Source organism: Streptomyces sp. NPDC030021, assembly GCF_055574035.1.
Genome location: NZ_JBVIAH010000032.1, coordinates 38,330 through 60,895 on the forward strand (window position 1 = coordinate 38,330; position 22,566 = coordinate 60,895).

Consider the following 22,566-nt stretch of genomic DNA (forward strand, 5'->3'; position numbering starts at 1 on the left):
ATGGACGGCCGCCGACGACAGTCCTCCCGTCTGGGAAACGGTGCCTACCAACTCACCGACGAGACCCCTGTCTACGTGATCTCGGTGGCCGCCCAGCTCTCCGGTCTGCATCCGCAGACCCTCCGCCAGTACGACCGTCTCGGCCTGGTCTCCCCGGACCGTACGGCCGGCCGCGGCCGGCGCTACTCGGCCCGTGACATCGAACTGCTCCGTACGGTGCAGGCGCTGTCGCAGGACGAGGGCATCAACCTGGCGGGCATCAAGCGCATCATCGAACTGGAGAACCAGGTCGCCGCGCTCCAGCAGCGCGTGGCCGAGCTCTCCGCGGCCGTGGACGGCGCGGCGGCCACGCTGCAGGCCCGCGAGGCCCAGGTGCACGCCTCGTACCGGCGCGACCTGGTCCCGTACAGCCCCCCGCAGCCGGGCAGCGCCCTGGTCGTCTGGCGCCCCAGCCCCAAGCGCCCGCTGGACTGATCCGGGCCCGCTCCGGGTCCCCGGTCCCTGCTTGGCAGCCTGTCGCACACCCTCAGGCCCCGCCCCTCCCAGGGCGGGGCCTGAGGGCTGTCAGGGGCGCGGAGCCCTTGGAGCCCTCAGAGCCCTTCCTGGTCCCGGTCGTGGTCCTCGTGGTCCGGGTGTCCCTCGCAGTCCTGTTCGGGGTCCGAGGGGCGGCCCAGGATGCCGGCCTGGGCGATGAGGTAGCCGAGCTGCGCGCGGCTGCCGCTGCCGAGGGTGGTGGCGAGCTTGGCGATGTGCGCCCGGCAGGTACGGACGTTCATGCCGAGGCGGCGCGCGATGGCCTCGTCGACGTGGCCCTCGATCAGGAGCTGGGCGATGGTCCGCTGCACGCCCGAGATCCCGCCGGGGGTGCTGCGGTACGTCACTTCCTCCTGGAGGGGCACGGCGCGGTGCCACAGCTGCTCGAACACCTTGATGAGGTAGTCGACCAGGCCCGGGTGGCGCAGCTCCAGGGCGACCCGGCGGTCGTCGCTCACCGGGATGAAGGCCACCGTGCGGTCGAAGATGATCAGGCGTTCGATCAGCTCCTCCAGGGTGCGGATCTCCACCTTGCCCGTCGAGATCCGCTCCACGTAGGCGAGCGTGCCCTGGCTGTGCCGTGCGGTGTGCTGGTACAGGGTCCGTATGCTGACCCCGCGGTCGATCAGCGGCTGGTCGCGCTCCAGGGCCTGGGTGAGGGCCAGGGAGGGCCGGGCGCCGCCCGGCTGGACCGTCAGCACCTCGGTATGACATTCGGCCGTCGCGAGGTTCAGGGCGGCGTTGATCTGTTCGAAACCCTCCAGCACCGTGATGGCGTGGGTGTTGGCCGGGCTCTGTGCGCTGATGGCCAGGAAAGGCTCGAAAGTGTCGGTGAGATCTACAGCGCTGCGCCGGCGGTCCTGGATCTCACGTTCAATCGGATGGAGCCGTTGAGCCAAAGCTACGGACGGGGGAACCGGACGGAGCTGGTTCGCGTCATCCGGGTCGGGCTGCAGAAGAGCGAATTCAAGCAGGCAGGGGGCGTTCTGGATCTCGCCCCGGGCGATCCGGCCGGTGCTCAGTGCGGTCGCGTAGAGCCGCGTCCCCTCGGCGCACATGGACGTCACAGGGTGGGGATGTGTCGCCTTTGTCTCGTTTCGCGTCAAATCTCCACCCCCCAGGGTCCTGAACATGCAAGAACATGATGCATCGTCCCTGTGGCATTGACGTGCCTGAATGAGCCATCGTCTGTCACGCGGGGGAGAGGATTCCATCAAGTGAGGACGAAGCCGACCATGTACAAGAGAATGCTTCGCTCGGTGCTTGCCATAGTTTTCTCCGCCGTTGCGGTTTTTGGGGCAGTCAGCGCCGTCGAAAGTGACGCGGGGAGCGCTAGGGACGGTCAGGGCACGAGCCTGACGAGCACGGACGACACGGGCTGGACCACGGCGCCCGCGGGTAAGTACGCGGACACCGGCTGGACCAGCGGCCTGCTGGGCGGAAACGGCGATACGGGTTGGACCGAGGCGCCTGTGACGGTGTCCGCATGACCCCCGACGATCGCGGCTTCCGCCGCGAGATGGCCTCCGCCTACCGTTCGGGCTGGCAGTTCATCGATCTCGCCACGGCCATCCCCCACCCTGGCGACTCGTTGATGGTCACCCTGTTCGGCCAACCGATCGTCGTCGTGCGCGAGGAGGACGAGGACGTACGTGCCTACCGGTGCCTGCGCCGCCCGCGGGGCGCGCCGCAGCCCGTCCGCTGCGAGGTGCGCTACGGAATGGTCTTCGTCAATCTCGATCAGCGTGACCACCAGCTCTTCGAACCCGATATCACCACCGCCACCCCCCGCAGTGCCTGAAGCGATTCCCCCGTCGTTCCAGATCGCTCAGGCGCTACCCCCACACAACGGCGCCATCGTGGACCTGACCACGATGGCGCCGTTGTGATGTCCACGTCCAGTGCCTGAACCGGACAAGATGAAGAATCAACGGCTTACGCGCGCCCCATGGCCCGGTCCAGGGTGATCTCCATGACGACCCGGTCGGGATTGGGCGACGGCGTGCGCCCGTAGCGCTCCGCGTAGCGCGCCACCGCGTCGGCGACCGACGCCTCGTCCGTGCGGATCACCGCGCGGCCCTCCAGCGTGGCCCAGCGGCGTCCTTCCATCTGGCAGACCGCGACCCGCGCGCCCACCGGCTCGCCGTCCGGCCGCTCCTCCTGCGCCTCCTGGGCCTCCTGCGCCGTCAGGATGTTGCGCACCTTCCTGCTGTGCCGGTTGCTGATCACCCGGGCCAGGCCGGCCTCCGGGTCGTACGTCACCCCCACCGGTACCACGTGCGGCGTGCCGTCGGGGCGCGGGGTGGTCAGGGTGCAGACGTGCCGCTCCCGCCAGAAGGCGAGGTACTCGGGCGTCGGATTGAGTACGTCATGAGACATGGCCCGAAGGGTACGGGGCAACGGTGTCCCCACTTGCCTTGAGTGGAATAGACTCAACTTTGCATACGCTGACTCTGTCAGTGTTGTTGTGGGAGCTACCCCCCGGGGAGAGGAGAAGTCGCAGTGGACGCCGAACTGACCAACAAGAGCCGCGACGCGCTGAACGCGGCCACCAGCAGGGCCGTCAAGGACGGTCATGCGGACCTGACCCCCGCGCACCTGCTGCTGGCCCTCCTCGCAGGCGAGGAGAACGAGAACGTCATCGACCTGCTGGTCGCCACCGACGCCGACCTGGCCGCCGTGCGGGCCGGGGCCGAGCGGCTGCTCGCCGCCCTGCCCAGCGTCACCGGCTCCACCGTCGCGCCCCCGCAGCCCACCCGGGACCTGCTCGCCGTACTCGCCGAGGCGGACGCGGAGGCCGGCAAGCTCGGCGACGACTACCTCTCCACCGAACACCTCCTCATCGCCGTCGCCGCCAAGGGCGGCGCGGCCGGCGAGGTCCTTTCCACCCAGGGCGCGACGGCGAAGAAGCTGCTCGACGCCTTCGAGAACGCACGAGGAGGACGGCGGGTGACCACCCCCGATCCCGAGGGCCAGTACAAGGCCCTGGAGAAGTTCGGCACCGACTTCACGGCAGCGGCGCGTGAGGGCAAGCTCGACCCGGTCATCGGCCGTGACCAGGAGATCCGGCGCGTCGTCCAGGTGCTCTCGCGCCGGACGAAGAACAACCCCGTGCTCATCGGCGAGCCCGGCGTCGGCAAGACCGCCGTCGTCGAGGGCCTGGCCCAGCGCATCGTCAAGGGCGACGTCCCCGAGTCCCTGAAGAACAAGCGGCTCGTCTCCCTGGACCTCGGCGCCATGGTCGCCGGCGCCAAGTACCGCGGCGAGTTCGAGGAGCGGCTGAAGACCGTACTGGCCGAGATCAAGTCGAGCGACGGCCAGATCATCACCTTCATCGACGAGCTGCACACGGTCGTCGGCGCGGGCGCCGGCGGCGACTCCGCCATGGACGCGGGCAACATGCTCAAGCCCATGCTGGCCCGCGGCGAGCTGCGGATGGTCGGCGCGACCACGCTCGACGAGTACCGCGAGCGGATCGAGAAGGACCCGGCGCTGGAGCGGCGCTTCCAGCAGGTGCTGGTCGCCGAGCCGTCCGTCGAGGACACGATCGCGATCCTGCGCGGCCTCAAGGGCCGCTACGAGGCCCACCACAAGGTCGTCATCAACGACAGCGCGCTGGTGGCCGCCGCGACCCTCTCCGACCGGTACATCACCTCCCGCTTCCTCCCCGACAAGGCCATCGACCTCGTCGACGAGGCCGCGTCCCGGCTGCGCATGGAGATCGACTCCTCCCCGCTGGAGATCGACGAGCTCCAGCGTTCCGTGGACCGCCTGCGGATGGAGGAGCTGGCCCTGAAGAACGAGTCCGACCCGGCCTCGATCGAGCGCCTGGAGAAGATCCGCAAGGACCTCGCGGACCGGGAGGAGGAGCTGCGCGGGCTGACCGCCCGCTGGGAGAAGGAGAAGCAGTCCCTCAACCGGGTCGGTGAGCTCAAGGAGCGCCTGGACGACCTGCGCGGCCAGGCCGAGCGCGCCCAGCGCGACGGCGACTTCGACACCGCCTCCAAGCTGCTCTACGGGGAGATCCCGGCCCTGGAGCGCGAGCTGGCGGAGGCCACCGAGGAGGAGGCCGAGGCCTCCAAGACCGGACACTCCAAGGACTCGATGGTCAAGGACGAGGTCGGCCCCGACGACATCGCCGACGTGGTGGGCGCCTGGACCGGCATCCCGGCCGGCCGGCTGCTGGAGGGCGAGACCCAGAAGCTGCTGCGCATGGAGGACGAGCTGGGCCGCCGCCTGATCGGCCAGGGCGAGGCCGTACGGGCCGTGTCGGACGCCGTGCGCCGCACCCGGGCCGGCATCGCCGACCCGGACCGCCCGACCGGCTCCTTCCTCTTCCTCGGCCCGACGGGCGTGGGCAAGACGGAGCTGGCCAAGGCGCTCGCGGACTTCCTCTTCGACGACGAGCGGGCCATGGTCCGCATCGACATGTCGGAGTACGGCGAGAAGCACAGCGTGGCCCGTCTCGTCGGTGCCCCGCCCGGCTACGTCGGCTACGAGGAGGGCGGCCAGCTCACCGAGGCCGTGCGCCGCCGTCCCTACAGCGTGGTGCTCCTGGACGAGGTGGAGAAGGCCCACCCCGAGGTCTTCGACATCCTGCTCCAGGTCCTGGACGACGGCCGGCTCACGGACGGCCAGGGCCGGACCGTGGACTTCCGCAACGCCATCCTGATCCTGACCTCGAACCTGGGCAGCCAGTTCCTGATGGATCCGGCCACCCCCGCGGAACAGAAGAAGCAGCAGGTCCTGGACGTGGTCCGGAGCTCCTTCAAGCCGGAGTTCCTGAACCGCCTGGACGACCTGGTGGTCTTCTCCGCCCTGACCGGCGACGAGCTCGCGCACATCGCCGAGCTCCAGATCGGCCGCCTGGCCAAGCGCCTGGCCGACCGGCGCCTCACGCTGGACGTCACGCCCGAGGCCCTGGCCTGGCTGGCGGTCAAGGGCAACGACCCGGCGTACGGGGCCCGGCCGCTGCGCCGCCTGATCCAGACGGCGATCGGCGACCGGCTGGCGAAGGAGATCCTCTCCGGCGAGGTCCGGGACGGCGACACCGTACGGGTCGACGTGGCGGGCGAGGACCTGCTGGTCGGCAAGGCCCTCTGAGCGGGGCGGCCGTCGTCAGGACAACAGCTCAGGACAGCAGCTCAGGACAGCAGCTCAGGACTCCGCCGGCCGCCTCAGGAGGCGTCGAAGCGGATCTTCGCGGTCGTCCCGACCTCCGGGGTGATCCGCAGCCGCAGCCCGGCCGCCCGGCCGGGCTGCGGCTCGTCGTGGGCGAGGGCGAAGCACCCCTCGCTCTCCGGGTCGTAGTTCTCCGGCCAGGGACCGGGGCAGGCGACCTGCTCCGGTGCCTTCGGGAAGGACGCGACCCACGCCTCGACATCGGCGTGCTCCATGCGGAACGTGCCCAGGACCGTCGTGCGGCCGTCCGACGCCCCGGTCCGGTCGCACTTCCCGTCCCGCAGGCCCGCCGGCGGGGCCATCCGGGCGAACGCCATGACCTCCGCGCAGTCGGCCGCCCCCCGGGGGCCGCCTTCGCCGCCCGGACCCCCCGTGGCCTGCCACAGCACCCCGGCGCACACGGCGACACCGACGGCCAGCACCGGCCCCAGGACCAGCTTGAACGTACCGCGCAGGGCCATGCGCCCCCCTTACCTGGTTCTTACTCGGTTCTTACTCGTTCTGCCCGGAGCGGATCGTACGTGCGGGGCTGGACACAAGGTGGGCGCGATGGGGGAGGATGCAGGTATCCGCACGAAGGGAAAACACGGTGAGCATCGACCCGGCCTCGATTCCGAACTTCGGAGGGCAGCAGCCCGATCCGCAGGCCACAGGACCGGCGGGCCCCGTCGTCCCCGACCAGGATCTGGTCAAGCAGCTGCTGGAGCAGATGGAGCTCAAGTACGTCGTCGACGACGAGGGTGACCTCGCGGCGCCGTGGGAGGAGTTCCGCACGTACTTCATGTTCCGCGGCGAGGACGAGCAGCAGGTCTTCTCGGTGCGGACCTTCTACGACCGTCCGCACAAGATCGACGAGAAGCCGCAGCTTCTTGAGTCGATCGACGACTGGAACCGCCGCACCCTGTGGCCGAAGGTCTACAGCCACACCCACGACGACGGCTCGGTCCGCCTGATCGGTGAGGCGCAGATGCTGATCGGCACCGGCGTCAACCTGGAGCACTTCGTGTCCTCCACGGTCAGCTGGGTCCGCGCGTCCATCGAGTTCGACAAGTGGCTCGTCGAGCAGCTCGGCCTGGAGCAGGACATCGACTCCACCGACGGCGACGACGACAGCGACGACGACAGCAACGGCGACACCAACAGCTAGCCGTTACAGCGGTACACGGGCGATCAGCAGCAGATACAGCCCGTAGCCGTAACCGAGCCCGGCCACCACCGCGGTCACCATGACCGCGGTGCGCGGCCGGGCTCTCGCCATGACGGCGGCCAGCGGCAGGAGCAGCGGGAAGGCCGGCAGCAGGAAGCGCGGCTTGGACTCGAAGAAACCGGCCCCGCCGAAGCCGATGACCAGCAGGACCGCGGTGTACGCGAGCAGCGGCAGCGGGGTGCGGTCCAGTAGCAGCAGCACCGCCAGCAGCCCGGCCATGGCCAGCAGGACCACCGTCACGGTGGTGGCGAGCGGCACGTGCCCGCCGGTCAGCACCCGCTCGGCGGAGCGCAGCGCCCCGGCGCCGAAATCGAAGCGGGAGCCCCAGCCGCGCTGCACGGCGAAGTAGCCGCCGAAGGGGTCGCTGACCTTCACCCCGACGGCCAGGACGTACGCCGTCCAGCCCGCCGGAGCCACCAGCCCGGCCAGCCACACCTCGGGTGCCCGGGATCTTCGTACGACGATCGTGTACAGGGCCATGGCCGAGACGGCGGCCGCGACGGCCAGCCCGGTGGGCCGGGTCAGCCCGGCCAGTACGGCGAGTCCGGCGGCCCACAGCCAGCGTTCGCGCAGCAGGGCGTACAGCGCCCAGGCGGCGAAGGCGGCCAGCAGGGCCTCGGTATAGGCGAGGGTGAGCACCACCGCGTGCGGCAGCGCCGCCCACAGCCCCACGAGCAGCAGCCCGGCGCGCGGGCCGATCACCCGCTCCCCGACCCGGTAGATCCCGAGGGCGGCCACGGCGGCGGAGACCCACGCGACGAGGAGCGCGGCGGGGACCATCCCGCCGGGCAGTATCCCGGAGACGAGCCGTATCAGGGTGGGGTAGAGCGGGAAGAAGGCGTAGTCGCTCTGGACGGGCCCGGTCCCGGTGACGGCCTCGGGCCACATCAGGGTCCGCCCGTAGCCGTGGGCGGCGATCCGGAGGTACCAGTCGGAGTCCCAGGACCTGCCGAGCACCTTCAGCGGATCCCGCCCGGCCCACCAGGCCCCGAGGCCGAGCACCAGCACCCCGGCCCCGCGCACGGCGGCGAACACCCCGAGCGCGAGCACGGTGGCCGGCGCGGCCGACCGCACGGCCCGGACCGCGCGCATCTCCAGCGGCGACGCGGACACGGCCGCTCTGCCCGTTGCCATGAATCCCGACTCTCCAGCTCGCGGTGGGTCCGCTCACCCGGCGGTGAGGGCTTCGGGCACTTGCACGACGCACAGCTTCACACCGGCCCTACAACCCCGCAAGGACGCGGGGTGGCCGGTGTGGGAACGGCCCGCCGAGAAGCGATCGCCGGGGCGGCCCTCAGAGCCGGCGCAGCCGCTCGGCGGCCTCGCGCAGGACGTCCTCGCGCTTGCAGAAGGCCCAGCGGACCTGGGTCCGGCCCGCGTCCTTGTCGTCGTAGAAGACCTGGTTCGGGATGGCGACCACGCCGCAGCGTTCCGGAAGGGCGCGGCAGAAGGCGAGGCCGTCCTTCTCGCCGAGCGGGGTGATGTCGGTGGTGATGAAGTACGTGCCCTGCGGGTGGAAGACCTCGAAGCCGGCCGCCGCGAGGCCGTCGGTGAGGATGTCGCGCTTGGCGGCCAGGTCGGCGCGGAAGGTGTCGTAGTAGCTGTCGGGCAGGGCGAGGGCCTCGGCGATCGCGTACTGGAAGGGGCCCGAGGAGACGTAGGTGAGGAACTGCTTCGCCGAGCGGACCGCCGTGATCAGCTCCGCGGGTGCGGTGACCCAGCCGACCTTCCAGCCCGTGAACGAGAAGGTCTTCCCGGCCGAGGAGATGGTGACCGTGCGCTCGCGCATGCCCGGGAGGCTCGCCAGGGGGGTGTGGGCGCCCTCGAAGACCAGGTGCTCGTACACCTCGTCCGTGACGACCAGCAGGTCGCGCTCGACCGCCAGCCCGGCGATCGCCGAGAGCTCGGCCGGGGTCAGGACGGTGCCCGTCGGGTTGTGCGGGGTGTTCAGGAGCAGCAGGCGGGTGCGCGGGGTGACGGCGGCGCGCAGTTCGTCCAGGTCGAGGGTGAAGGCTCCGGCGTGCGGGCGCAGGGTGACGGGGACGCGTACCGCGCCGGCCATGGCGATGCAGGCCGCGTACGAGTCGTAGTACGGCTCCAGGGCGATGACCTCGTCGCCGGGCTCCAGGAGGGCGAGGAGGGCGGCGGCGATGGCCTCCGTGGCGCCCGCCGTGACGAGGACCTCGGTGTCGGGGTCGTGGCCGAGGCCGTAGAAGCGCTGCTGGTGCGCGGCGATCGCGGTGCGCAGCTCCGGGACGCCCGGGCCCGGCGGGTACTGGTTTCCGAGTCCGGTGAGGACCGCGCGGGAGGCCGCCTCGGCGATCTGCGCCGGGCCGTCGGTGTCGGGGAAACCCTGGCCGAGGTTGATCGAACCGGTGCGCGTGGCCAGCGCCGACATCTCCGCGAAGATCGTCGTGCCGAAGGCCGCCAGGCGGCGGTTCAGGAAGGGGCGGTCGCTGCCCACGGGGGTGCTCATGGTCGTCATCCTGAGGGCAACCTCTGGACTTCCTCAAGTGCGCTTTGGGCCGCGCGTCGCGGGGGCATCCCCCTTTCACGCGGGACGCGGGGATCCCGCTCCCCCGGGAAGACCGGGGTGTGAGAGAAGGGCGGACCGCATGTTCGTCTTCATCGTTGGCGCATTTCTGATCATCGCGTTCGTCGTGGCGATCGCAGCCCGTTCGGCCAAGAGCGGGCAGACCGGCGGCCGCCGCAAGAGCAGCGGCAGCTCGTGGGTGGACGGGGGCGGAGGCTCGGGCTGTGGCTCTTCCTCGTCCTGCGGCTCGTCGTCCTCGTGTGGCGGCGGGGGGTGCGGTTCCAGCTGATACGGGGCAGTCCGGCACCGCGTGGAGGAGGGCGTTCGACGGTCCCGTTTCCGTCGGGCGTCCTCGTCGTTCGCCCCTGCGTGACGACTCGTTCGCCGATGCATGACGACGCGCGGGGCGCAACCTGTTGAACACGTGAACTGCGGAGCCCCCGGGGGGATGTAAACCCCGTCAAGTTGGGTAAAAACGCTGTGAGCGCCGTGCCTTTCATGATTCCCTCGGTTGAGTAGACCAGTCCTCGGACCTCCCTGGACTTCCTGTGGACCCGTGCCGGTGTCCCCCCACCCGTGCTTGCTACCGCTGGCGGGCCCCGGCCCATCTCCCTCGCGCGTTTGCGGAGCCGACTCATGCTCACGACCCTCCAGACCTCATACACCGACACGCGTGCCGCCGATCTCGCCTGGGCCCTGGGTCGGGACCGGTTGCCCGCCCTGGCCGTACTGAACCTCGAACTTTCGGGGGCGAAGGTGGAGTTGCGCCTGCTCGGCGCGTCCCACCAGGTGCTTCTGGAGGAGGGGGAGGTGCTCTGCTCGGAGACCGTCGCCTGTATGCCCGGCAGCAGCACACCGCTGCCGCTCGGCGTGGCCAAGCGGGTGGGCGACTGGGAGTACGAGTTCGCCGCGCGGGTCGAGACCCTCTCCCGCGGCTCCTTCGCCGGGCGGGCCCAGGAGTTGCTCGCACTGGTGGCCGATCACCCGAACGGACTAGCGGGGACCTTTCCCGGGAGTCCGCACGCCTTCACCGCCATGCTCGCGCAGCGCTACGAGGGCCAGGTGCGCTGGCGGACCTGGCACGCGTACCCGCAGGAGGGCCAGTTGGTGGCCACCCGGACGCGGGTGGGCGTACGGATGGGGGCACCCGCGGCGGCGGCCCGGGAATCACCCGCGCTGCGGTAGCGGGCGCCGGGGCGCGATTATCCCGCCAGGGTTACGCCAACTGGCCGGATCAGTACGCCACTTGCACCCATGTGGGTGACCGGATGCAGCGGAGCGGTGACGTACGGTTCGCTTCATGATCGACCGTTCCGTCCCGCGCCGGGTGCTCCCGGCCCCGGAGCCTCGGGGCGCCGCGACCGTCCCGGCCGCCCTGCCCGTACGGCCCCGGACCGGCCGACTCCTCGTCCTGGCCACCGTATTCATCTGCGCCGCCTGCGGGCTCGTGTACGAGCTGGAGCTGCTCGCCCTCGGCACCTACCTCATCGGCGACTCCGTCACCCAGGCGTCGGTCGTGCTGTCCGTCATGGTCTTCGCCATGGGCGTCGGCTCCCTGCTCGCCAAGCGCTTCCGCCACCGGCCCGCCTTCGGTTTCGGCGCCATCGAGGCCGGCCTGGCCCTCCTCGGCGGGCTGTCGGCCATGGCGCTGTACGCGAGCTTCGCCTGGCTGGGGGAGTCCCGCCCCGCGCTCGTCGCCTTCTCCTTCGCCATCGGGGTGCTCATCGGCGCGGAGATCCCGCTGCTGATGGTCCTCATCCAGCGCATCCGCAGACAGGACGCGGGCGGGGCCGTTGCCGACCTGTTCGCCGCCGACTACGTGGGCGCCCTCGTCGGCGGCCTCGCCTTCCCCTTCCTGCTGCTCCCGGTACTCGGCCAGCTCACCGGCGCCATGGTCACCGGCACCGTCAACGTGATCGTCGGCGGCGGGCTGGTCCTGTGGCTGTTCCGCCGGGACCTGAGCAGGCGCTGCCGCTGGCTGCTGATCGGCGCGAACGTGACCGTCCTGGCCGTGCTCGCCTCCGCGACCGTCCTCGCCGACGACTTCGAGCGGACCGCCCGGCGCGCCGTCTACGGCGCGGAGGTGCGGGTCGCCGTCCAGACCGGGGTGCAGGAGCTGGTGCTCACCGGGCCGCGGACCGGTTCCCCGCGCTCCCTCGACCTCTACCTGGACGGGCGGCTGCGGGTCAGCGGCTACGACGAGTACCGCTACCACGAGGCCCTGGTCCACCCCGCGATGACCGGCCCGCACACCCGCGTCCTGGTCCTCGGCGGCGGCGACGGGCTGGCCGCGCGCGAGGTGCTCCGCTACCGGGACGTCTCCTCCGTCACCGTCGTCGAGCTGGACCCCGGGGTGGTCCGCCTGGCCCGCACCGATCCGATGCTCTCCGCGCTCAACGCCCGGGTGTACGAGGACCCGCGCCTCGCCGTCGTCACGCAGGACGCCTTCCGCTGGCTGCGGGGGCCGGCCGCCGGCGACCGCTTCGACGTCATCGTCTCCGACCTTCCCGACCCGGGCATCACCCCCAGCACGAAGCTGTACTCGCAGGAGTTCTACGGGCTGGCCGCGCGGGCCCTGCGCCCCGGGGGCCGCATCGCCGTGCACGCGGGACCGCTGGCCACGCGTCCGCGTGCGTACTGGACCGTCGACTCCACCCTCCGCGCGGCCGGCCTGCGCACCGCCCCCTACAGCGCGGGCGGCCGCCTCACGGGCTTCGCCGCCGGACCCGACCGCACCCCCCACGGCGTGACCGACGCACCGCCGCAGGACTGGGGCTTCGTCCTGGCCGCCAGGGACGCGGACCCGCCCCTGCGGGTGGACCGCGACACGCCCGCGCTGCGCTCCCTGTCGACCCGCTCCCTGCAGGACGCCGCACGTGACGCGGAACGCACCCGGGTGCCCGGACTGCCGCCGTCGACGCTGCCGCACCCGCGGTATTCGTGACCCGGTGCGGGTCTCGTCGGTAGGCTCGACCACATGGAGCATCAGGTGTTCGTCCCGGTACCGGCAGACGATCTCCGCGCCGTGCTGCGCGACCCCGCCCGGGTGGCCCGGTGCGTGCCGGGACTCCAGCAGGATGCCGACACCGATGCCGGGCCGGTCTCGGGCCGGCTCAAGGTCCGGGTCGGCGGGAGCACCGTGACCTACAGGGGCGCCCTGGCCGTCACCGAGCGCGACCCCGGGCACTTCACCTTCGAGGGTGAGGGCACGGAGGTCCGGGGCAGCGGGACCGTGAAGTTCGCCCTCGACCTGCGGCTGACGCCCATCCCGGACGGGACCCGGCTCGACTTCACCGCCGAGGTCGCCGCCGACGGGCGCGCCGCCGCCTTCCCGCCGGAGGCCGCGGCCACCGCCGCGCGGCGGCTGCTAGGCCGGGCCGCCGGACAGCTGACCCTCGCCTGCGCGCCCGACGCCGTGAGCGACCCGGTGGCAGAAGCCGAGGAAGCGGAGGGCGGCGAAGGCGGAGGGGACGGAACGGGTCCCGGGTCCGTCGATGACGACGTCACCGAGGTCACCGCCTCCCTCTTCGAGACCGACGTACCACCGCCGTCCCTGGACCCCTTCCTCGCCGGCCGGTTCGAGGGCCCCGACGGAGCCCCCCGGCCCCCGGCCGAGGCCGCCCACGCCCGCCGCACCATGATCGGCCGCAGCGCGGAGGAGGTGGACCACGCGCCGCCGCGCGGGCGGTACGCCCCGGTCCCCGCGCCCGCCTCCGCCGGCGCCGGGGACAGCCTGCGCTGGATCGCCCCGGCCGCCGCGTTCGCGCTCGCCTCGGCGGTCGTCATCGGCCGAGCCCTGCGGCGCCGTCGCTGATCAGCGGGCCCGGGCCGCATTAGGGTCGACCGCATGAGTACGCAACTGAGCGCCGGCGGCGCCGAGGTGACGGTCGACCAGCAGAACGGCTGCCGGATCAGCAGTCTGCGCATCGACGGAACAGAACTGCTGCGCCAGGGGCCGGGGTTCGGGGCCTTCCCGATGGTCCCCTGGTGCGGCCGGACGGCGAACGGGCAGTTCCGCGACGGTGCGACCGTCCATCAGATGCCGCTCAACCACCCGCCGCACGCTCTCCACGGCTTCGCCCGCGACGCGCCCTGGCGTCCGGCGGGGGCCACCGCCACCGAGGCCGCCTTCGCCTACGACCTCACCGACCCGTGGCCGTACCCCGGCCGGGTGACCCAGGTCGTCACGCTCGCCGAGGACTCGCTGACCCTCACCATGGGCGTCGAGACGTACGGAGACTCCTTCCCGGCCCAGGTCGGCTGGCACCCGTGGTTCCTGCGCAACCTCGGCACCGGCGGGCCGGATGCGGAGGTTTCCTTCGAGCCCGCGTGGCAGGAGGAGCGCGGCGCCGACCACATCCCCAACGGCAACCGCATCGACCCGAAGCCCCGCCCCTGGGACGACTGCTTCGGCATGCCGCACGGCGTCGACGTCACCCTCACCTGGCCCGGCGCCCTCGAACTGCGGGTCACCAGCAGGGCCGAATGGGTGGTCATCTACGACGAGGAGCCCGAGGCTGTCTGCGTGGAGCCCCAGTCGGGTCCGCCGAACGGACTGAACACCCTCCCGCGCCTGGTCACCCCGGTGGATCCGCTGGAGGTCTCCACCACCTGGACATGGCGTCGGCTCGGCTAGGCCCCCTTCTCGCTCCCCTCTAAGCTCAGAGGCATGAGTGACGTACGCGATGCGCTTCTGCAGCAGATCAAGGACAAGGCCGTCGTGCACGGCAAGGTGATCCTCTCCTCCGGTCGTGAGGCCGACTACTACATCGACCTCCGCCGGGTCACCCTCGACGGCGAGGCGGCCCCGCTGGTCGGCCAGGTCATGCTCGACCTCACGGCCGAGCTCGACTTCGACTGCGTCGGCGGTCTGACCCTGGGCGCCGACCCGGTCGCGACCTCGATGCTGCACGCCTCCGCGGCGCGCGGTGAGCGCCTGGACGCCTTCGTCGTCCGCAAGGCGCAGAAGGCCCACGGCATGCAGCGCCGTATCGAGGGCACCGACGTGAAGGGCAAGCGCTGCCTGGTGGTCGAGGACACCTCGACCACCGGCGGGTCCCCGCTGACCGCCGTCGAGGCGGTCCGCGAGGCAGGCGGCGAGGTCGTCGCCGTCGCGACGATCGTCGACCGCGGTGCGGCCGACGCGATCGCCGCGGCCGGCCTGCCCTACCTCACCGGGTACCTCCTCCAGGACCTCGGCCTGTCCTAGACCCTGGGTCTGCCCCGGTCCGGCCCGGAGTCTTGTCCCGTCCGGGCCCGAGCATGCCCCCGGCCTGGCCGTGGGTCAGCCCCGCTCCAGCGGCCGTCCGGCTCCTTCCGGCTCCGTCCGGCCACCGCGAGAACTGTTGACGAAGGTCCTCGGCCGCCCCTCGGACCGGCCTGACCTGCTCTTTCCCGGGCGCCCGGCATGTTTCACGTGAAACATCCCGGGCCGTTCGCCCACCACGTGAGACCGGCAGTCTGGACCCCTGCGCTGAGTCTGGAAAGATAGGCGCGACGATGACGTCGCCCCCAGGTCAGGGCCCGCAATAAGCACACTCCCCGCACATCCAAGGAGCCGGCAGATGCCCATCGCAACCCCCGAGGTCTACAACGAGATGCTCGACCGGGCGAAGGCAGGCAAGTTCGCCTACCCGGCCATCAATGTGACCTCCTCCCAGACCCTGCACGCTGCCCTGCGCGGCTTCGCGGAGGCCGAGAGCGACGGCATCATCCAGATCTCCACCGGTGGTGCGGAGTTCCTGGGTGGCCAGCACAACAAGGACATGGTCACCGGCGCGGTCGCCCTGGCCGAGTTCGCGCACATCGTGGCCGCCAAGTACGACATCACGGTCGCCCTGCACACGGACCACTGCCCGAAGGACAAGCTGGACGGCTACGTACGTCCGCTGCTCGACATCTCCGCCGAGCGCGTGGCCCGCGGTCTGAACCCGCTCTTCCAGTCGCACATGTGGGACGGCTCCGCCGAGACCCTGGCCGACAACCTGGCCATCGGCCAGGAGCTGCTCGCCAAGGCCGTCGCCGCCAAGATCATCCTTGAGGTCGAGATCACCCCGACCGGCGGCGAGGAGGACGGCGTCAGCCACGAGATCAACGACGAGCTGTACACGACCGTCGACGACGCGATCCGCACCGCCGAGGCCCTCGGCCTGGGCGAGAAGGGCCGCTACCTGCTGGCCGCCTCCTTCGGCAACGTCCACGGCGTCTACAAGCCGGGCAACGTCGTCCTGCGCCCCGAGCTCCTCAAGGACCTCCAGGCCGGTGTCGCCGAGAAGTACGGCCAGGCTGCCGGAGACCAGCCGTTCGACTTCGTCTTCCACGGCGGCTCGGGCTCCACGGCCGAGGAGATCGCCACGGCGCTGGAGAACGGCGTCGTGAAGATGAACCTCGACACCGACACCCAGTACGCCTTCACCCGCCCGGTCGTGGACCACATGTTCGCCAACTACGCCGGTGTGCTGAAGGTCGACGGCGAGGTCGGCACGAAGTCCAAGTACGACCCCCGCACCTGGGGCAAGGCCGCCGAGGCGGGCATGGCCGCGCGCGTCGCCGAGGCCTGCGCGAACCTGCGTTCCACCGGCACCAAGCTGAAGTAGTCGCCCACAGCGAGCCGCACCGTTGGGCCCGGCCCCCGTCCCACGACGGAGGCCGGGCCCTTCGGCGTTCCCCCTGGCAGGGGTGACGGCGTCGGTGGACGGTGACCGCACGATGGTGTGCACTGCCCCCCGGCAGTACGTGCTGGGGCATGTACGGACCGATCGGTCCGGGCGGCGCCGCACCAGGGGTGGATCGATCTGCACACCGCCCTGCTGGTGTGCAGGCGAAGGAGTGCGGCGAACTGCTCCCGCACGTGGACCCGTCGGGAGCCTCACGGCTGGTGGTCGGGGCCTTCGCCGGGCTCAACGTGATGTCGCAGACCCTCGGGGTCGACCTGGACCGGGAGATCTCGGTGCTCTACACGAGCATGCTGCCGAGCATGGTGGTCCCGGCCGTGGCGATCCCGGCCGTCGTCGGCTGATCCGTGCGGCCGGGGTCGGAGCCCGGGCCGGGTCCCGGAACCGGGCCCGGGGAGGTGCCGCGTCGGCCCCTGCGCCGCCGCGCCCGACCCCGCAGACCGCGCCCTGCTCCGGGGACTCCGGCGGACCACCGCCCGCTCGGCGGCAGCGGCCCGGCAGACTGGGGGCATGTCCATTCACCAGAACCTGCTCGGGGGCCCCGCCCCCACCCACCTGCCCGACGAGCCGGGCCGCGTAGCCATCGCCGCCGGCACCCCCGCCGTCGAGGTGGCGGCCGCGCACCCCACGTCGTCCCTCGCCTGGGCGATCCTCGCCGACGAAGCCTTCGCCGCCGGCAGCACGGTCGAGTCGTACGCCTATGCCCGTACGGGCTACCACCGCGGCCTCGACGCGCTGCGCCGCGCCGGATGGAAGGGCCACGGCCCGGTCCCGTGGGAGCACGAGCCGAACCGCGGCTTCCTGCGCGCCCTGCACGCCCTGGCCCGCGCGGCCGAGGCGATCGGCGAGAAGGAGGAGTACGAGCGCTGCTCGACCTTCCTGCGCGACTCGTCCCCGACGGCCGCGGACACGCTGAGCGCCTGAGTCCGTACAGCGGGGAGTGACACGCACCAAATTGTGTGGTCTGTGTCACTCTCCGCTGGAGCGCACGCGCGCCGGTGTCCTATGCTGCGGGCAGGGGACCGGGGCTCCACTCACCTCACGGAAGGGGCGGACCGCTACCCGGAAGCACGTGTCGAGGAGACAGCGATGTCGAAAACCCTTGATGCCTCCGGAGTCGGCGGGTCGGAAACCCCGAACCTCGACTTCGACGGCACGACCCCGTACGAGGACTACGTCCAGGCGGACGTTCTCACCCACCTCCAGCACCTGCGCTCGGACGACCCGGGCGAGATGGTCTTCCTGGTCACGACCCAGGTCATGGAGCTGTGGTTCACGGTCATCGTCCATGAGTGGGAAACCGCCGCGAAGGCCCTGCGCGAGGACCGCATCCCGGTCGCGATGGATGCGCTGAAACGTTCCCTCCGCGAACTGGAGGCCCTCAACGCCTCCTGGCGCCCGCTCGCCCAGCTCACCCCGGGACAGTTCAACGCCTACCGCGCCGCCCTCGGCGAGGGTTCCGGTTTCCAGTCGGCGATGTACCGCCGGATGGAGTTCCTGCTCGGCGAGAAGTCCTCCTCCATGCTGGTCCCGCACCGGGGCGCCCCGCGCGTCCACGCGGAGCTGGAGAAGGCCCTGCACGAGCCCAGCCTCTACGACGAGGTGCTGCGCCTGCTCGCCCGCCGCGGCCTGCCGGTCCCGGAGGCCGTCCTGAACCGCGACCTGTCGCTGCGCTACGAGCCCTCGGCCGAGGTCGAGGCCGTCTGGACGGGCCTGTACGCCGCTCCGGACGACAGCGAGACCCTGGACCTGCACCGCCTCGGCGAGGTCCTCACGGATGTCGCCGAGCTCGTCTGGCGCTGGCGCAACGACCACCTGGTCGCCACCCGCCGCGCGATGGGCGCGAAGACGGGCACGGGCGGCTCGGCCGGTGTGACCTGGCTGGAGAAGCGCGCGACGAAGAACGTCTTCCCGGAGCTCTGGACGGCCCGCAGCTATGTCTGACGACTCCGACGACATAGCGGCGGACACGGTGGCGGACCTCCGCAGCCGTGCGGCCGAGCTGGACGCCGCCGACGGGCTCGCGAAGCTCCGCGAGCGCTTCACCCTCCCCGACGGGGTCGTCTACCTGGACGGCAACTCCCTCGGCGCCCTGCCGGCCGGTGTCGCGGACACCACCGCCGACGTCGTCGCCAGGCAGTGGGGCGAGCTCCTCATCCGGTCCTGGGACGAGAGCGGCTGGTGGACCGCGCCGGAGCGGATCGGCGACAAGATCGCCCCGCTCATCGGCGCGGCCCCCGGCCAGGTGGTCGTCGGTGACTCCACCAGCGTCAACCTCTTCAAGGCCCTGGTCGGCGCCGCCCGTCTCGCGGCACCCGGCCGGACCAGGCTGCTGGTCGACGCCGCCACCTTCCCCACCGACGGCTACATCGCGGAGTCGGCGGCCCGGATGACGGGCCTGACCGTCGTCCCGGTGGACCCCTCGCACGCGGCCGAGGCCATGGACGCTGACACCGCCGTGGTCCTCCTCAACCACGTCGACTACCGCAGCGGACGGCTCCACGACCTCCCCGCGCTCACCACGGCGGCCCGCGCCGCCGGGGCGATCACGGTCTGGGACCTGTGCCACTCCGCCGGGGCCCTCCCCGTCGGCCTCGACGCGCACGCCGTCGACCTCGCGGTGGGCTGCACGTACAAGTACCTCAACGGCGGCCCCGGCGCGCCCGCGTACCTGTACATCGCCGCCCGCCACCAGGCCGGCTTCGACTCCCCGCTCCCGGGCTGGAACGGTCACGCGGACCCGTTCGCGATGACCCCGGCCTTCGAGGCGGCCGCGGGCGCGACCCGTGGGCGCGTCGGCACGCCGGACATCCTGTCCATGCTGGCCCTGGAGTCGGCGCTCGACGCCTGGGACGGCGTGTCCGTCGAAGCCGTACGGGCCAAGTCCCTCGCCCTGACCGACTTCTTCCTCGAATGCGTGGCGGCGTACGTCCCGCAGGACCGGGTCGAGTCGGTCACCCCGGCCGAGCACGGCCGCCGCGGGAGCCAGATCTCGCTGCGGACCGAGAACGCCCGTGAGGTCATGGGGGAGCTCATCTCCCGCGGCGTCATCGGCGACTTCCGCGCACCCGACGTCCTGCGCTTCGGCTTCACCCCGCTCTACGTCGGTTTCGCCGACGCCGAGCGTGCCGCGCGGACACTGGGTCACATTTTCGGGTGACTCGGTAGCGAAACGTCACATCACCGGGCGGGCGGGGCTACGGCTCCGTCCGCCCGGTCATATTCCGGGCCCCGCACGGAAGCTCCTGTTCCAGACTGATACGGTCCCGCTCTGCCGGACCACCGGAACATCTGCCCCCGCTGTCCAACGCGTTACCGAGAGGTTGAGCCGATGACGGACCCCGCCGCAGTGGAACGGGACGCCGCGGAGGCCGCCTCGGCCTTCGCCCACCCGGCCGTGGCGCCGGACGTGACCGCCGCGTACGGGGAACACCCCGACCACGTCGTCGACTTCTACGCCCCGCGCGGCGAGACCCGGGGGCCGGCCCCGCTCGTGGTGCTGCTGCACGGGGGCGCGTGGCGGGCCCCGTACGACCGGCAGCACGTCACGCCGTTCGCGGACTTTCTGGCCCGCCGGGGTTTCGCCGTCGCCAACGTCGAGTACCGGCGCGGCAGTTCACTGCCGCGTCAGAATGCCGAGGGGCCGGTCGCCGGGCGCTGGCCGGAGACCTTCGACGATGTCGCCGCCGCGATGGACGCCCTGCCGGGGCTGGCGGCCGACGCGCTCCCGCAGGCCGATGTCCGCCGCACGGTCGTCACCGGCCACTCGGCGGGCGGCCACCTCGCGCTGTGGGCCGCGGCCCGGCACGTGCTCCCGGCCGGCTCCCCGTGGCGGCTGCCTTCCCCGCCGATGCTGCGGGGCGTGGTGGCGCTGGCCCCGATCGCGGACTTCGCGGTGGCGGAGGAACTGGGCGTGTGCGGCGGCGCGAGCGCGCAGCTGCTGGGCGGGGCGGACCACTGGGACGAGCGGCTGCCGTACGCCGATCCGGCCTCGCTGCTGCCGACGGGGATCGCCACGGCGGTGGTCCAGGGCCGGGACGACATCGTGGTCCCGCAGCAGGTGGCCGAGGCGTATGCGGCGGCGGCCGCGAAGGCGGGGGAGATGGTCGGGCTGACCCTGCTGGACGCGGTCGGTCACTTCCCGCTGATCGACCCGGCGGCGGACGCGTGCGCGGTGGTCGCCGAGGAGATCTCGCAGCTGGCCTGGTAGAGCCGGGCGGCCCGGCCCCCTGCGGCCGGGCCGGTGCTCAGCAGTCGTAGCGGTGGGCGTACGGGGTGTCCGGGCAGCTGCGGCAGACGAAGAAGTACATGCCGCCGAGGTCGCCCAGGCACATGCCGTGCCCGAACCCGTCCACGGTGGCGGGGTCCGCCTCGGCCCGCCACGACGGGGTCGCGGTTCCCTCCTGGCGGGGGTCCCGGTCGTCCAGGGGAAGCCAACGGCCCATGCCCGGTTCGGTCGCGGTGACGCTGAGCAGGTGTTCCATGCGGGTGCCGCAGCCCGCGCAGTCGGGCCAGGCGGGCTGCTGGGTCCACCCCGGGTAGCCGCCGACCTTGCTCTGCTGCGTGGTGGCCACCTCGAAGTAGTCGTAGCCCTGTTCCTCCTTCAGGCTCTCGAACCGCTCGCCGAGCAGATCGCCGAGTCCCTCCGGCATGTCCCGGTTCGGGTATTCCACCGCGGGGGTCGGGGACACCGTGCACGGGCGGGGCAGGAACTCCTCGTCCGCCGTGTGCGGGCGCGGCGGTTCCCCGGCGAGGGCACCCGCGGCCGTCAGCGCCGCGCTGCGCCAGTGCAGCCGGGGGGCGGCCGCGTACGGGGCGTCCTCGTGGACGAGCGGGCACCACAGGATCTGCAACAGGTCGGTTCCGGCGGGGAGGACGAGGCCGGGCACGTCCCGTGCGTACAGCTGGACCACCGGGACCATCGCGACCGGCTCGGGCCCGACGGGCGGGCCCAGCGGCTCGTAGTGGTCCGGTTCGGCGCACATCGGCCAGGGCTCGTCCGCCGGCCACAGCAGCGGTCCGCCGAGCGAGCTGTCACCCGGGCCGGGGCGTCCTGCCCGGGGGTAGAGCAGTGTCACCTCGCGGGCAGAGCCGGTCAGTTCCGGGAAGACCGCCTCCACGTCGAAGGGGATCGGCGCCAGCGGCCGGGGCCCGGTCGGCCGGGCCTGAGCGGGTATCTGCTGCGGGTGCCCTGACGGCATGGGGGCCTCCTGTCGTTCGTGTCACGCGCCCCGACCCTAACGCCCGCCTCCGACACCCGGCGCCCCGTCACTTCGGGACGGGCTCCCTATCGATCGGGTTTGCCCGGGGCCAGGTGTTCCACCAGTTCCGCCAGGTCCTCGCAGACCTGCTCGATCTTCAGGCGGACGTTGTTCTGCTCGGTGACCAAGGCCGACAGCAGCAGCCCGGTCAGGGCCGCCGCGCCGTTGAGGGCCTGGAGGTTGATCATGATTTCGAGGAGGGTGTGGTGGGCGAACGGCCCGTCGTGGGCGGTCGCCGCAGCGATCGCCAGGACCGACACCAGCAGCGTGATCGGAGCGCACCCGGCGAGCTGGAAGCGTACGGCCGCCCAGATGATCAGCGGGAAGACGAGGAAGAGCAGCGAGAGGGGGCTGCGGGTGGCCACGAGCGTGACGGCGACGGAGGCAACCGCCAGGGCCGTAGCCTCGGCCGCACGGTAGCCCTCCGGGGGCCGCCGGACCGTCACGAGCCGGCGCAGGACGAGCAGCAGGGGGGTCAGCACCAGCACGCCCATCGCGTCCCCGGCCCACCAGGCCGCCCAGACCGGCCAGAACTGCGACGCCGGCAGGTCCCCGGTGAGCACCAGCGTGCAGGTTCCGATCGTCGCGCTGATCAGCATGGGCAGCAGACCGCCCAGGAAGACCAGCGCCAGGGCGTCCCGCAGCCGGTCCATCTCGGTACGGAAACCCGCCCGGCGGAGCATCAGGTACGCGCACACGGGGGCGAGGACGTTCCCCGCGACGATGATCAGGCCGGGCGGGTCGAAATCGGTGATCTGCTCGATGGTGAGGTACGTGCCGAGCGCGATCCCCGGCCACGCCCGCAGGCCCAGCCAGAGGAGGGAGGTCACCGCGATGCCCGTCGGCAGCCACAGGGGTGTGACCTCGGCGTCGTTGACGACCACACGCTGGTTCAGGCCGATCAGTCCGCCCAGGTAGTAGGCGACGGCGACGGCGAGGATCGGCAGCAGAGCTGCGGGCAGACGTCGCCATCCCTCGGTGCGCACCACAGCATCAGACAACAGCCCGGGGTTCCGGCGGGCCGTGACACGCGCTAGGGGGTGTCTTGCCGGTCAGGGCGGGCTCGCGGCGGCCGGCACCACGCCTCGCCGCGTTGTCCTCGGTCGGCGACGCTCCGCGTCGCCTCCCTCGTCCGCCTTGCGATCCTTCCCCTCGGCCCTGGCGGGCCTGGGGAGA

Annotated in this window: 22 protein-coding genes; 15 read left to right on the forward strand and 7 right to left on the reverse strand. The window is 71.9% G+C overall.

The features are described 5' to 3' along the window. Complete coding sequence (locus ACZ4YL_RS38475) at window positions 1-474, forward strand: heat shock protein transcriptional repressor HspR (protein WP_468122931.1); 474 nt, start codon at window positions 1-3, stop codon at window positions 472-474. Window positions 475-590: 116 nt separating this feature from the next. Here ACZ4YL_RS38475 and ACZ4YL_RS38480 read toward each other — a convergent pair whose 3' ends face one another. Beyond that, the gene (locus ACZ4YL_RS38480) at window positions 591-1,667 is read right to left on the reverse strand and encodes a helix-turn-helix transcriptional regulator (protein WP_468122933.1); all 1,077 of its coding nucleotides are present in this window, start codon (window positions 1,665-1,667) and stop codon (window positions 591-593) included. 353 nt (window positions 1,668-2,020) lie between these two features. Here ACZ4YL_RS38480 and ACZ4YL_RS38485 point away from each other — a divergent pair, with 353 nt between their 5' ends. After that, the gene (locus tag ACZ4YL_RS38485) at window positions 2,021-2,335 is read left to right on the forward strand and encodes a Rieske (2Fe-2S) protein (RefSeq protein WP_030383724.1); all 315 of its coding nucleotides are present in this window, start codon (window positions 2,021-2,023) and stop codon (window positions 2,333-2,335) included. A gap of 134 nt (window positions 2,336-2,469) precedes the next feature. Here the strand turns inward: ACZ4YL_RS38485 and ACZ4YL_RS38490 are convergent, their stop codons facing one another. Beyond that, window positions 2,470-2,913 (reverse strand): pyridoxamine 5'-phosphate oxidase family protein, encoded by a 444-nt coding sequence (locus ACZ4YL_RS38490; protein WP_468122934.1) that lies wholly within the window; start codon window positions 2,911-2,913, stop codon window positions 2,470-2,472. 123 nt (window positions 2,914-3,036) lie between these two features. Between ACZ4YL_RS38490 and clpB the strand changes: the two genes are divergently transcribed. Beyond that, window positions 3,037-5,637, forward strand: a complete 2,601-nt coding sequence (gene clpB / locus ACZ4YL_RS38495) for an ATP-dependent chaperone ClpB (RefSeq protein ID WP_468122935.1) — start codon at window positions 3,037-3,039, stop codon at window positions 5,635-5,637. Window positions 5,638-5,711: 74 nt separating this feature from the next. Here the strand turns inward: clpB and ACZ4YL_RS38500 are convergent, their stop codons facing one another. Continuing rightward, window positions 5,712-6,176, reverse strand: coding sequence for a hypothetical protein (locus ACZ4YL_RS38500; RefSeq protein WP_468122937.1), 465 nt, complete (start codon window positions 6,174-6,176; stop codon window positions 5,712-5,714). 128 nt (window positions 6,177-6,304) lie between these two features. Between ACZ4YL_RS38500 and ACZ4YL_RS38505 the strand changes: the two genes are divergently transcribed. Further along, window positions 6,305-6,862 (forward strand): type III secretion system chaperone family protein, encoded by a 558-nt coding sequence (locus ACZ4YL_RS38505; RefSeq protein WP_468122938.1) that lies wholly within the window; start codon window positions 6,305-6,307, stop codon window positions 6,860-6,862. Window positions 6,863-6,865: 3 nt separating this feature from the next. Here the strand turns inward: ACZ4YL_RS38505 and ACZ4YL_RS38510 are convergent, their stop codons facing one another. Beyond that, entirely contained in the window at window positions 6,866-8,056 is a 1,191-nt protein-coding gene (locus tag ACZ4YL_RS38510; protein WP_468122939.1) for a hypothetical protein, read from the reverse strand. 160 nt (window positions 8,057-8,216) lie between these two features. Further along, the gene (locus tag ACZ4YL_RS38515) at window positions 8,217-9,407 is read right to left on the reverse strand and encodes a pyridoxal phosphate-dependent aminotransferase (protein ID WP_468122940.1); all 1,191 of its coding nucleotides are present in this window, start codon (window positions 9,405-9,407) and stop codon (window positions 8,217-8,219) included. Window positions 9,408-10,091: 684 nt separating this feature from the next. Between ACZ4YL_RS38515 and ACZ4YL_RS38520 the strand changes: the two genes are divergently transcribed. From ACZ4YL_RS38520 to ACZ4YL_RS38570, 11 genes are all read left to right on the forward strand, one after another. Further along, entirely contained in the window at window positions 10,092-10,640 is a 549-nt protein-coding gene (locus ACZ4YL_RS38520) for a DUF2617 family protein (RefSeq protein ID WP_468122941.1), read from the forward strand. A 115-nt stretch (window positions 10,641-10,755) separates the two neighbouring features. Then, window positions 10,756-12,399 carry a polyamine aminopropyltransferase gene (locus ACZ4YL_RS38525; RefSeq protein WP_468122942.1) on the forward strand — a complete coding sequence of 548 codons (1,644 nt, stop codon included), beginning with the start codon at window positions 10,756-10,758 and terminating at the stop codon, window positions 12,397-12,399. A 33-nt stretch (window positions 12,400-12,432) separates the two neighbouring features. Then, window positions 12,433-13,269: an SRPBCC family protein gene (locus ACZ4YL_RS38530; protein ID WP_468122943.1), complete on the forward strand. Its 837-nt coding sequence runs from the start codon at window positions 12,433-12,435 to the stop codon at window positions 13,267-13,269. A gap of 33 nt (window positions 13,270-13,302) precedes the next feature. Then, on the forward strand, window positions 13,303-14,091 hold the full coding sequence (locus ACZ4YL_RS38535) for an aldose epimerase family protein (RefSeq protein WP_468122944.1): 789 nt from the start codon (window positions 13,303-13,305) through the stop codon (window positions 14,089-14,091). 33 nt (window positions 14,092-14,124) lie between these two features. Then, window positions 14,125-14,664, forward strand: coding sequence for an orotate phosphoribosyltransferase (pyrE, locus tag ACZ4YL_RS38540; RefSeq protein WP_327736570.1), 540 nt, complete (start codon window positions 14,125-14,127; stop codon window positions 14,662-14,664). A 355-nt stretch (window positions 14,665-15,019) separates the two neighbouring features. After that, entirely contained in the window at window positions 15,020-16,051 is a 1,032-nt protein-coding gene (gene fbaA, locus ACZ4YL_RS38545) for a class II fructose-bisphosphate aldolase (RefSeq protein WP_468122946.1), read from the forward strand. A 218-nt stretch (window positions 16,052-16,269) separates the two neighbouring features. After that, entirely contained in the window at window positions 16,270-16,473 is a 204-nt protein-coding gene (locus tag ACZ4YL_RS38550; RefSeq protein ID WP_468122947.1) for a hypothetical protein, read from the forward strand. 166 nt (window positions 16,474-16,639) lie between these two features. Then, the gene (locus tag ACZ4YL_RS38555; RefSeq protein WP_390016958.1) at window positions 16,640-17,053 is read left to right on the forward strand and encodes a DUF3151 domain-containing protein; all 414 of its coding nucleotides are present in this window, start codon (window positions 16,640-16,642) and stop codon (window positions 17,051-17,053) included. A gap of 165 nt (window positions 17,054-17,218) precedes the next feature. Next, the gene (locus ACZ4YL_RS38560; protein WP_468122949.1) at window positions 17,219-18,073 is read left to right on the forward strand and encodes a tryptophan 2,3-dioxygenase family protein; all 855 of its coding nucleotides are present in this window, start codon (window positions 17,219-17,221) and stop codon (window positions 18,071-18,073) included. Next, complete coding sequence (gene kynU, locus ACZ4YL_RS38565) at window positions 18,066-19,289, forward strand: kynureninase (protein WP_468122950.1); 1,224 nt, start codon at window positions 18,066-18,068, stop codon at window positions 19,287-19,289. The genes ACZ4YL_RS38560 and kynU overlap by 8 nt, the downstream gene beginning before the upstream one ends. A 171-nt stretch (window positions 19,290-19,460) precedes the next feature. Next, a complete protein-coding gene (locus tag ACZ4YL_RS38570) occupies window positions 19,461-20,339 on the forward strand; it encodes an alpha/beta hydrolase (protein WP_468122952.1) in 879 nt (292 codons plus the stop codon). Between the two features lie 37 nt (window positions 20,340-20,376). Here ACZ4YL_RS38570 and ACZ4YL_RS38575 read toward each other — a convergent pair whose 3' ends face one another. Then, window positions 20,377-21,330, reverse strand: a complete 954-nt coding sequence (locus tag ACZ4YL_RS38575) for a hypothetical protein (protein ID WP_468122953.1) — start codon at window positions 21,328-21,330, stop codon at window positions 20,377-20,379. Between the two features lie 86 nt (window positions 21,331-21,416). Next, window positions 21,417-22,379, reverse strand: coding sequence for an MASE1 domain-containing protein (locus ACZ4YL_RS38580; RefSeq protein ID WP_468122954.1), 963 nt, complete (start codon window positions 22,377-22,379; stop codon window positions 21,417-21,419). Window positions 22,380-22,566: the final 187 nt, after the last annotated feature.

Coding starts and splice junctions, on each gene's coding strand:
- ACZ4YL_RS38485 (WP_030383724.1), top strand. CDS start 2,021: ATGACCCCCGACGATCGCGGCTTCCGCCGCGAGATGGCCTCCGCCTAC.
- ACZ4YL_RS38510 (WP_468122939.1), bottom strand. CDS start 8,056: ATGGCAACGGGCAGAGCGGCCGTGTCCGCGTCGCCGCTGGAGATGCGC.
- kynU (WP_468122950.1), top strand. CDS start 18,066: ATGTCTGACGACTCCGACGACATAGCGGCGGACACGGTGGCGGACCTC.
- ACZ4YL_RS38525 (WP_468122942.1), top strand. CDS start 10,756: ATGATCGACCGTTCCGTCCCGCGCCGGGTGCTCCCGGCCCCGGAGCCT.
- ACZ4YL_RS38530 (WP_468122943.1), top strand. CDS start 12,433: ATGGAGCATCAGGTGTTCGTCCCGGTACCGGCAGACGATCTCCGCGCC.
- ACZ4YL_RS38575 (WP_468122953.1), bottom strand. CDS start 21,330: ATGCCGTCAGGGCACCCGCAGCAGATACCCGCTCAGGCCCGGCCGACC.
- ACZ4YL_RS38555 (WP_390016958.1), top strand. CDS start 16,640: ATGTCCATTCACCAGAACCTGCTCGGGGGCCCCGCCCCCACCCACCTG.
- ACZ4YL_RS38560 (WP_468122949.1), top strand. CDS start 17,219: ATGTCGAAAACCCTTGATGCCTCCGGAGTCGGCGGGTCGGAAACCCCG.
- ACZ4YL_RS38500 (WP_468122937.1), bottom strand. CDS start 6,176: ATGGCCCTGCGCGGTACGTTCAAGCTGGTCCTGGGGCCGGTGCTGGCC.
- ACZ4YL_RS38515 (WP_468122940.1), bottom strand. CDS start 9,407: ATGACGACCATGAGCACCCCCGTGGGCAGCGACCGCCCCTTCCTGAAC.
- ACZ4YL_RS38490 (WP_468122934.1), bottom strand. CDS start 2,913: ATGTCTCATGACGTACTCAATCCGACGCCCGAGTACCTCGCCTTCTGG.
- ACZ4YL_RS38475 (WP_468122931.1), top strand. CDS start 1: ATGGACGGCCGCCGACGACAGTCCTCCCGTCTGGGAAACGGTGCCTAC.
- ACZ4YL_RS38520 (WP_468122941.1), top strand. CDS start 10,092: ATGCTCACGACCCTCCAGACCTCATACACCGACACGCGTGCCGCCGAT.
- ACZ4YL_RS38480 (WP_468122933.1), bottom strand. CDS start 1,667: ATGTTCAGGACCCTGGGGGGTGGAGATTTGACGCGAAACGAGACAAAG.
- ACZ4YL_RS38570 (WP_468122952.1), top strand. CDS start 19,461: ATGACGGACCCCGCCGCAGTGGAACGGGACGCCGCGGAGGCCGCCTCG.
- fbaA (WP_468122946.1), top strand. CDS start 15,020: ATGCCCATCGCAACCCCCGAGGTCTACAACGAGATGCTCGACCGGGCG.
- ACZ4YL_RS38535 (WP_468122944.1), top strand. CDS start 13,303: ATGAGTACGCAACTGAGCGCCGGCGGCGCCGAGGTGACGGTCGACCAG.
- pyrE (WP_327736570.1), top strand. CDS start 14,125: ATGAGTGACGTACGCGATGCGCTTCTGCAGCAGATCAAGGACAAGGCC.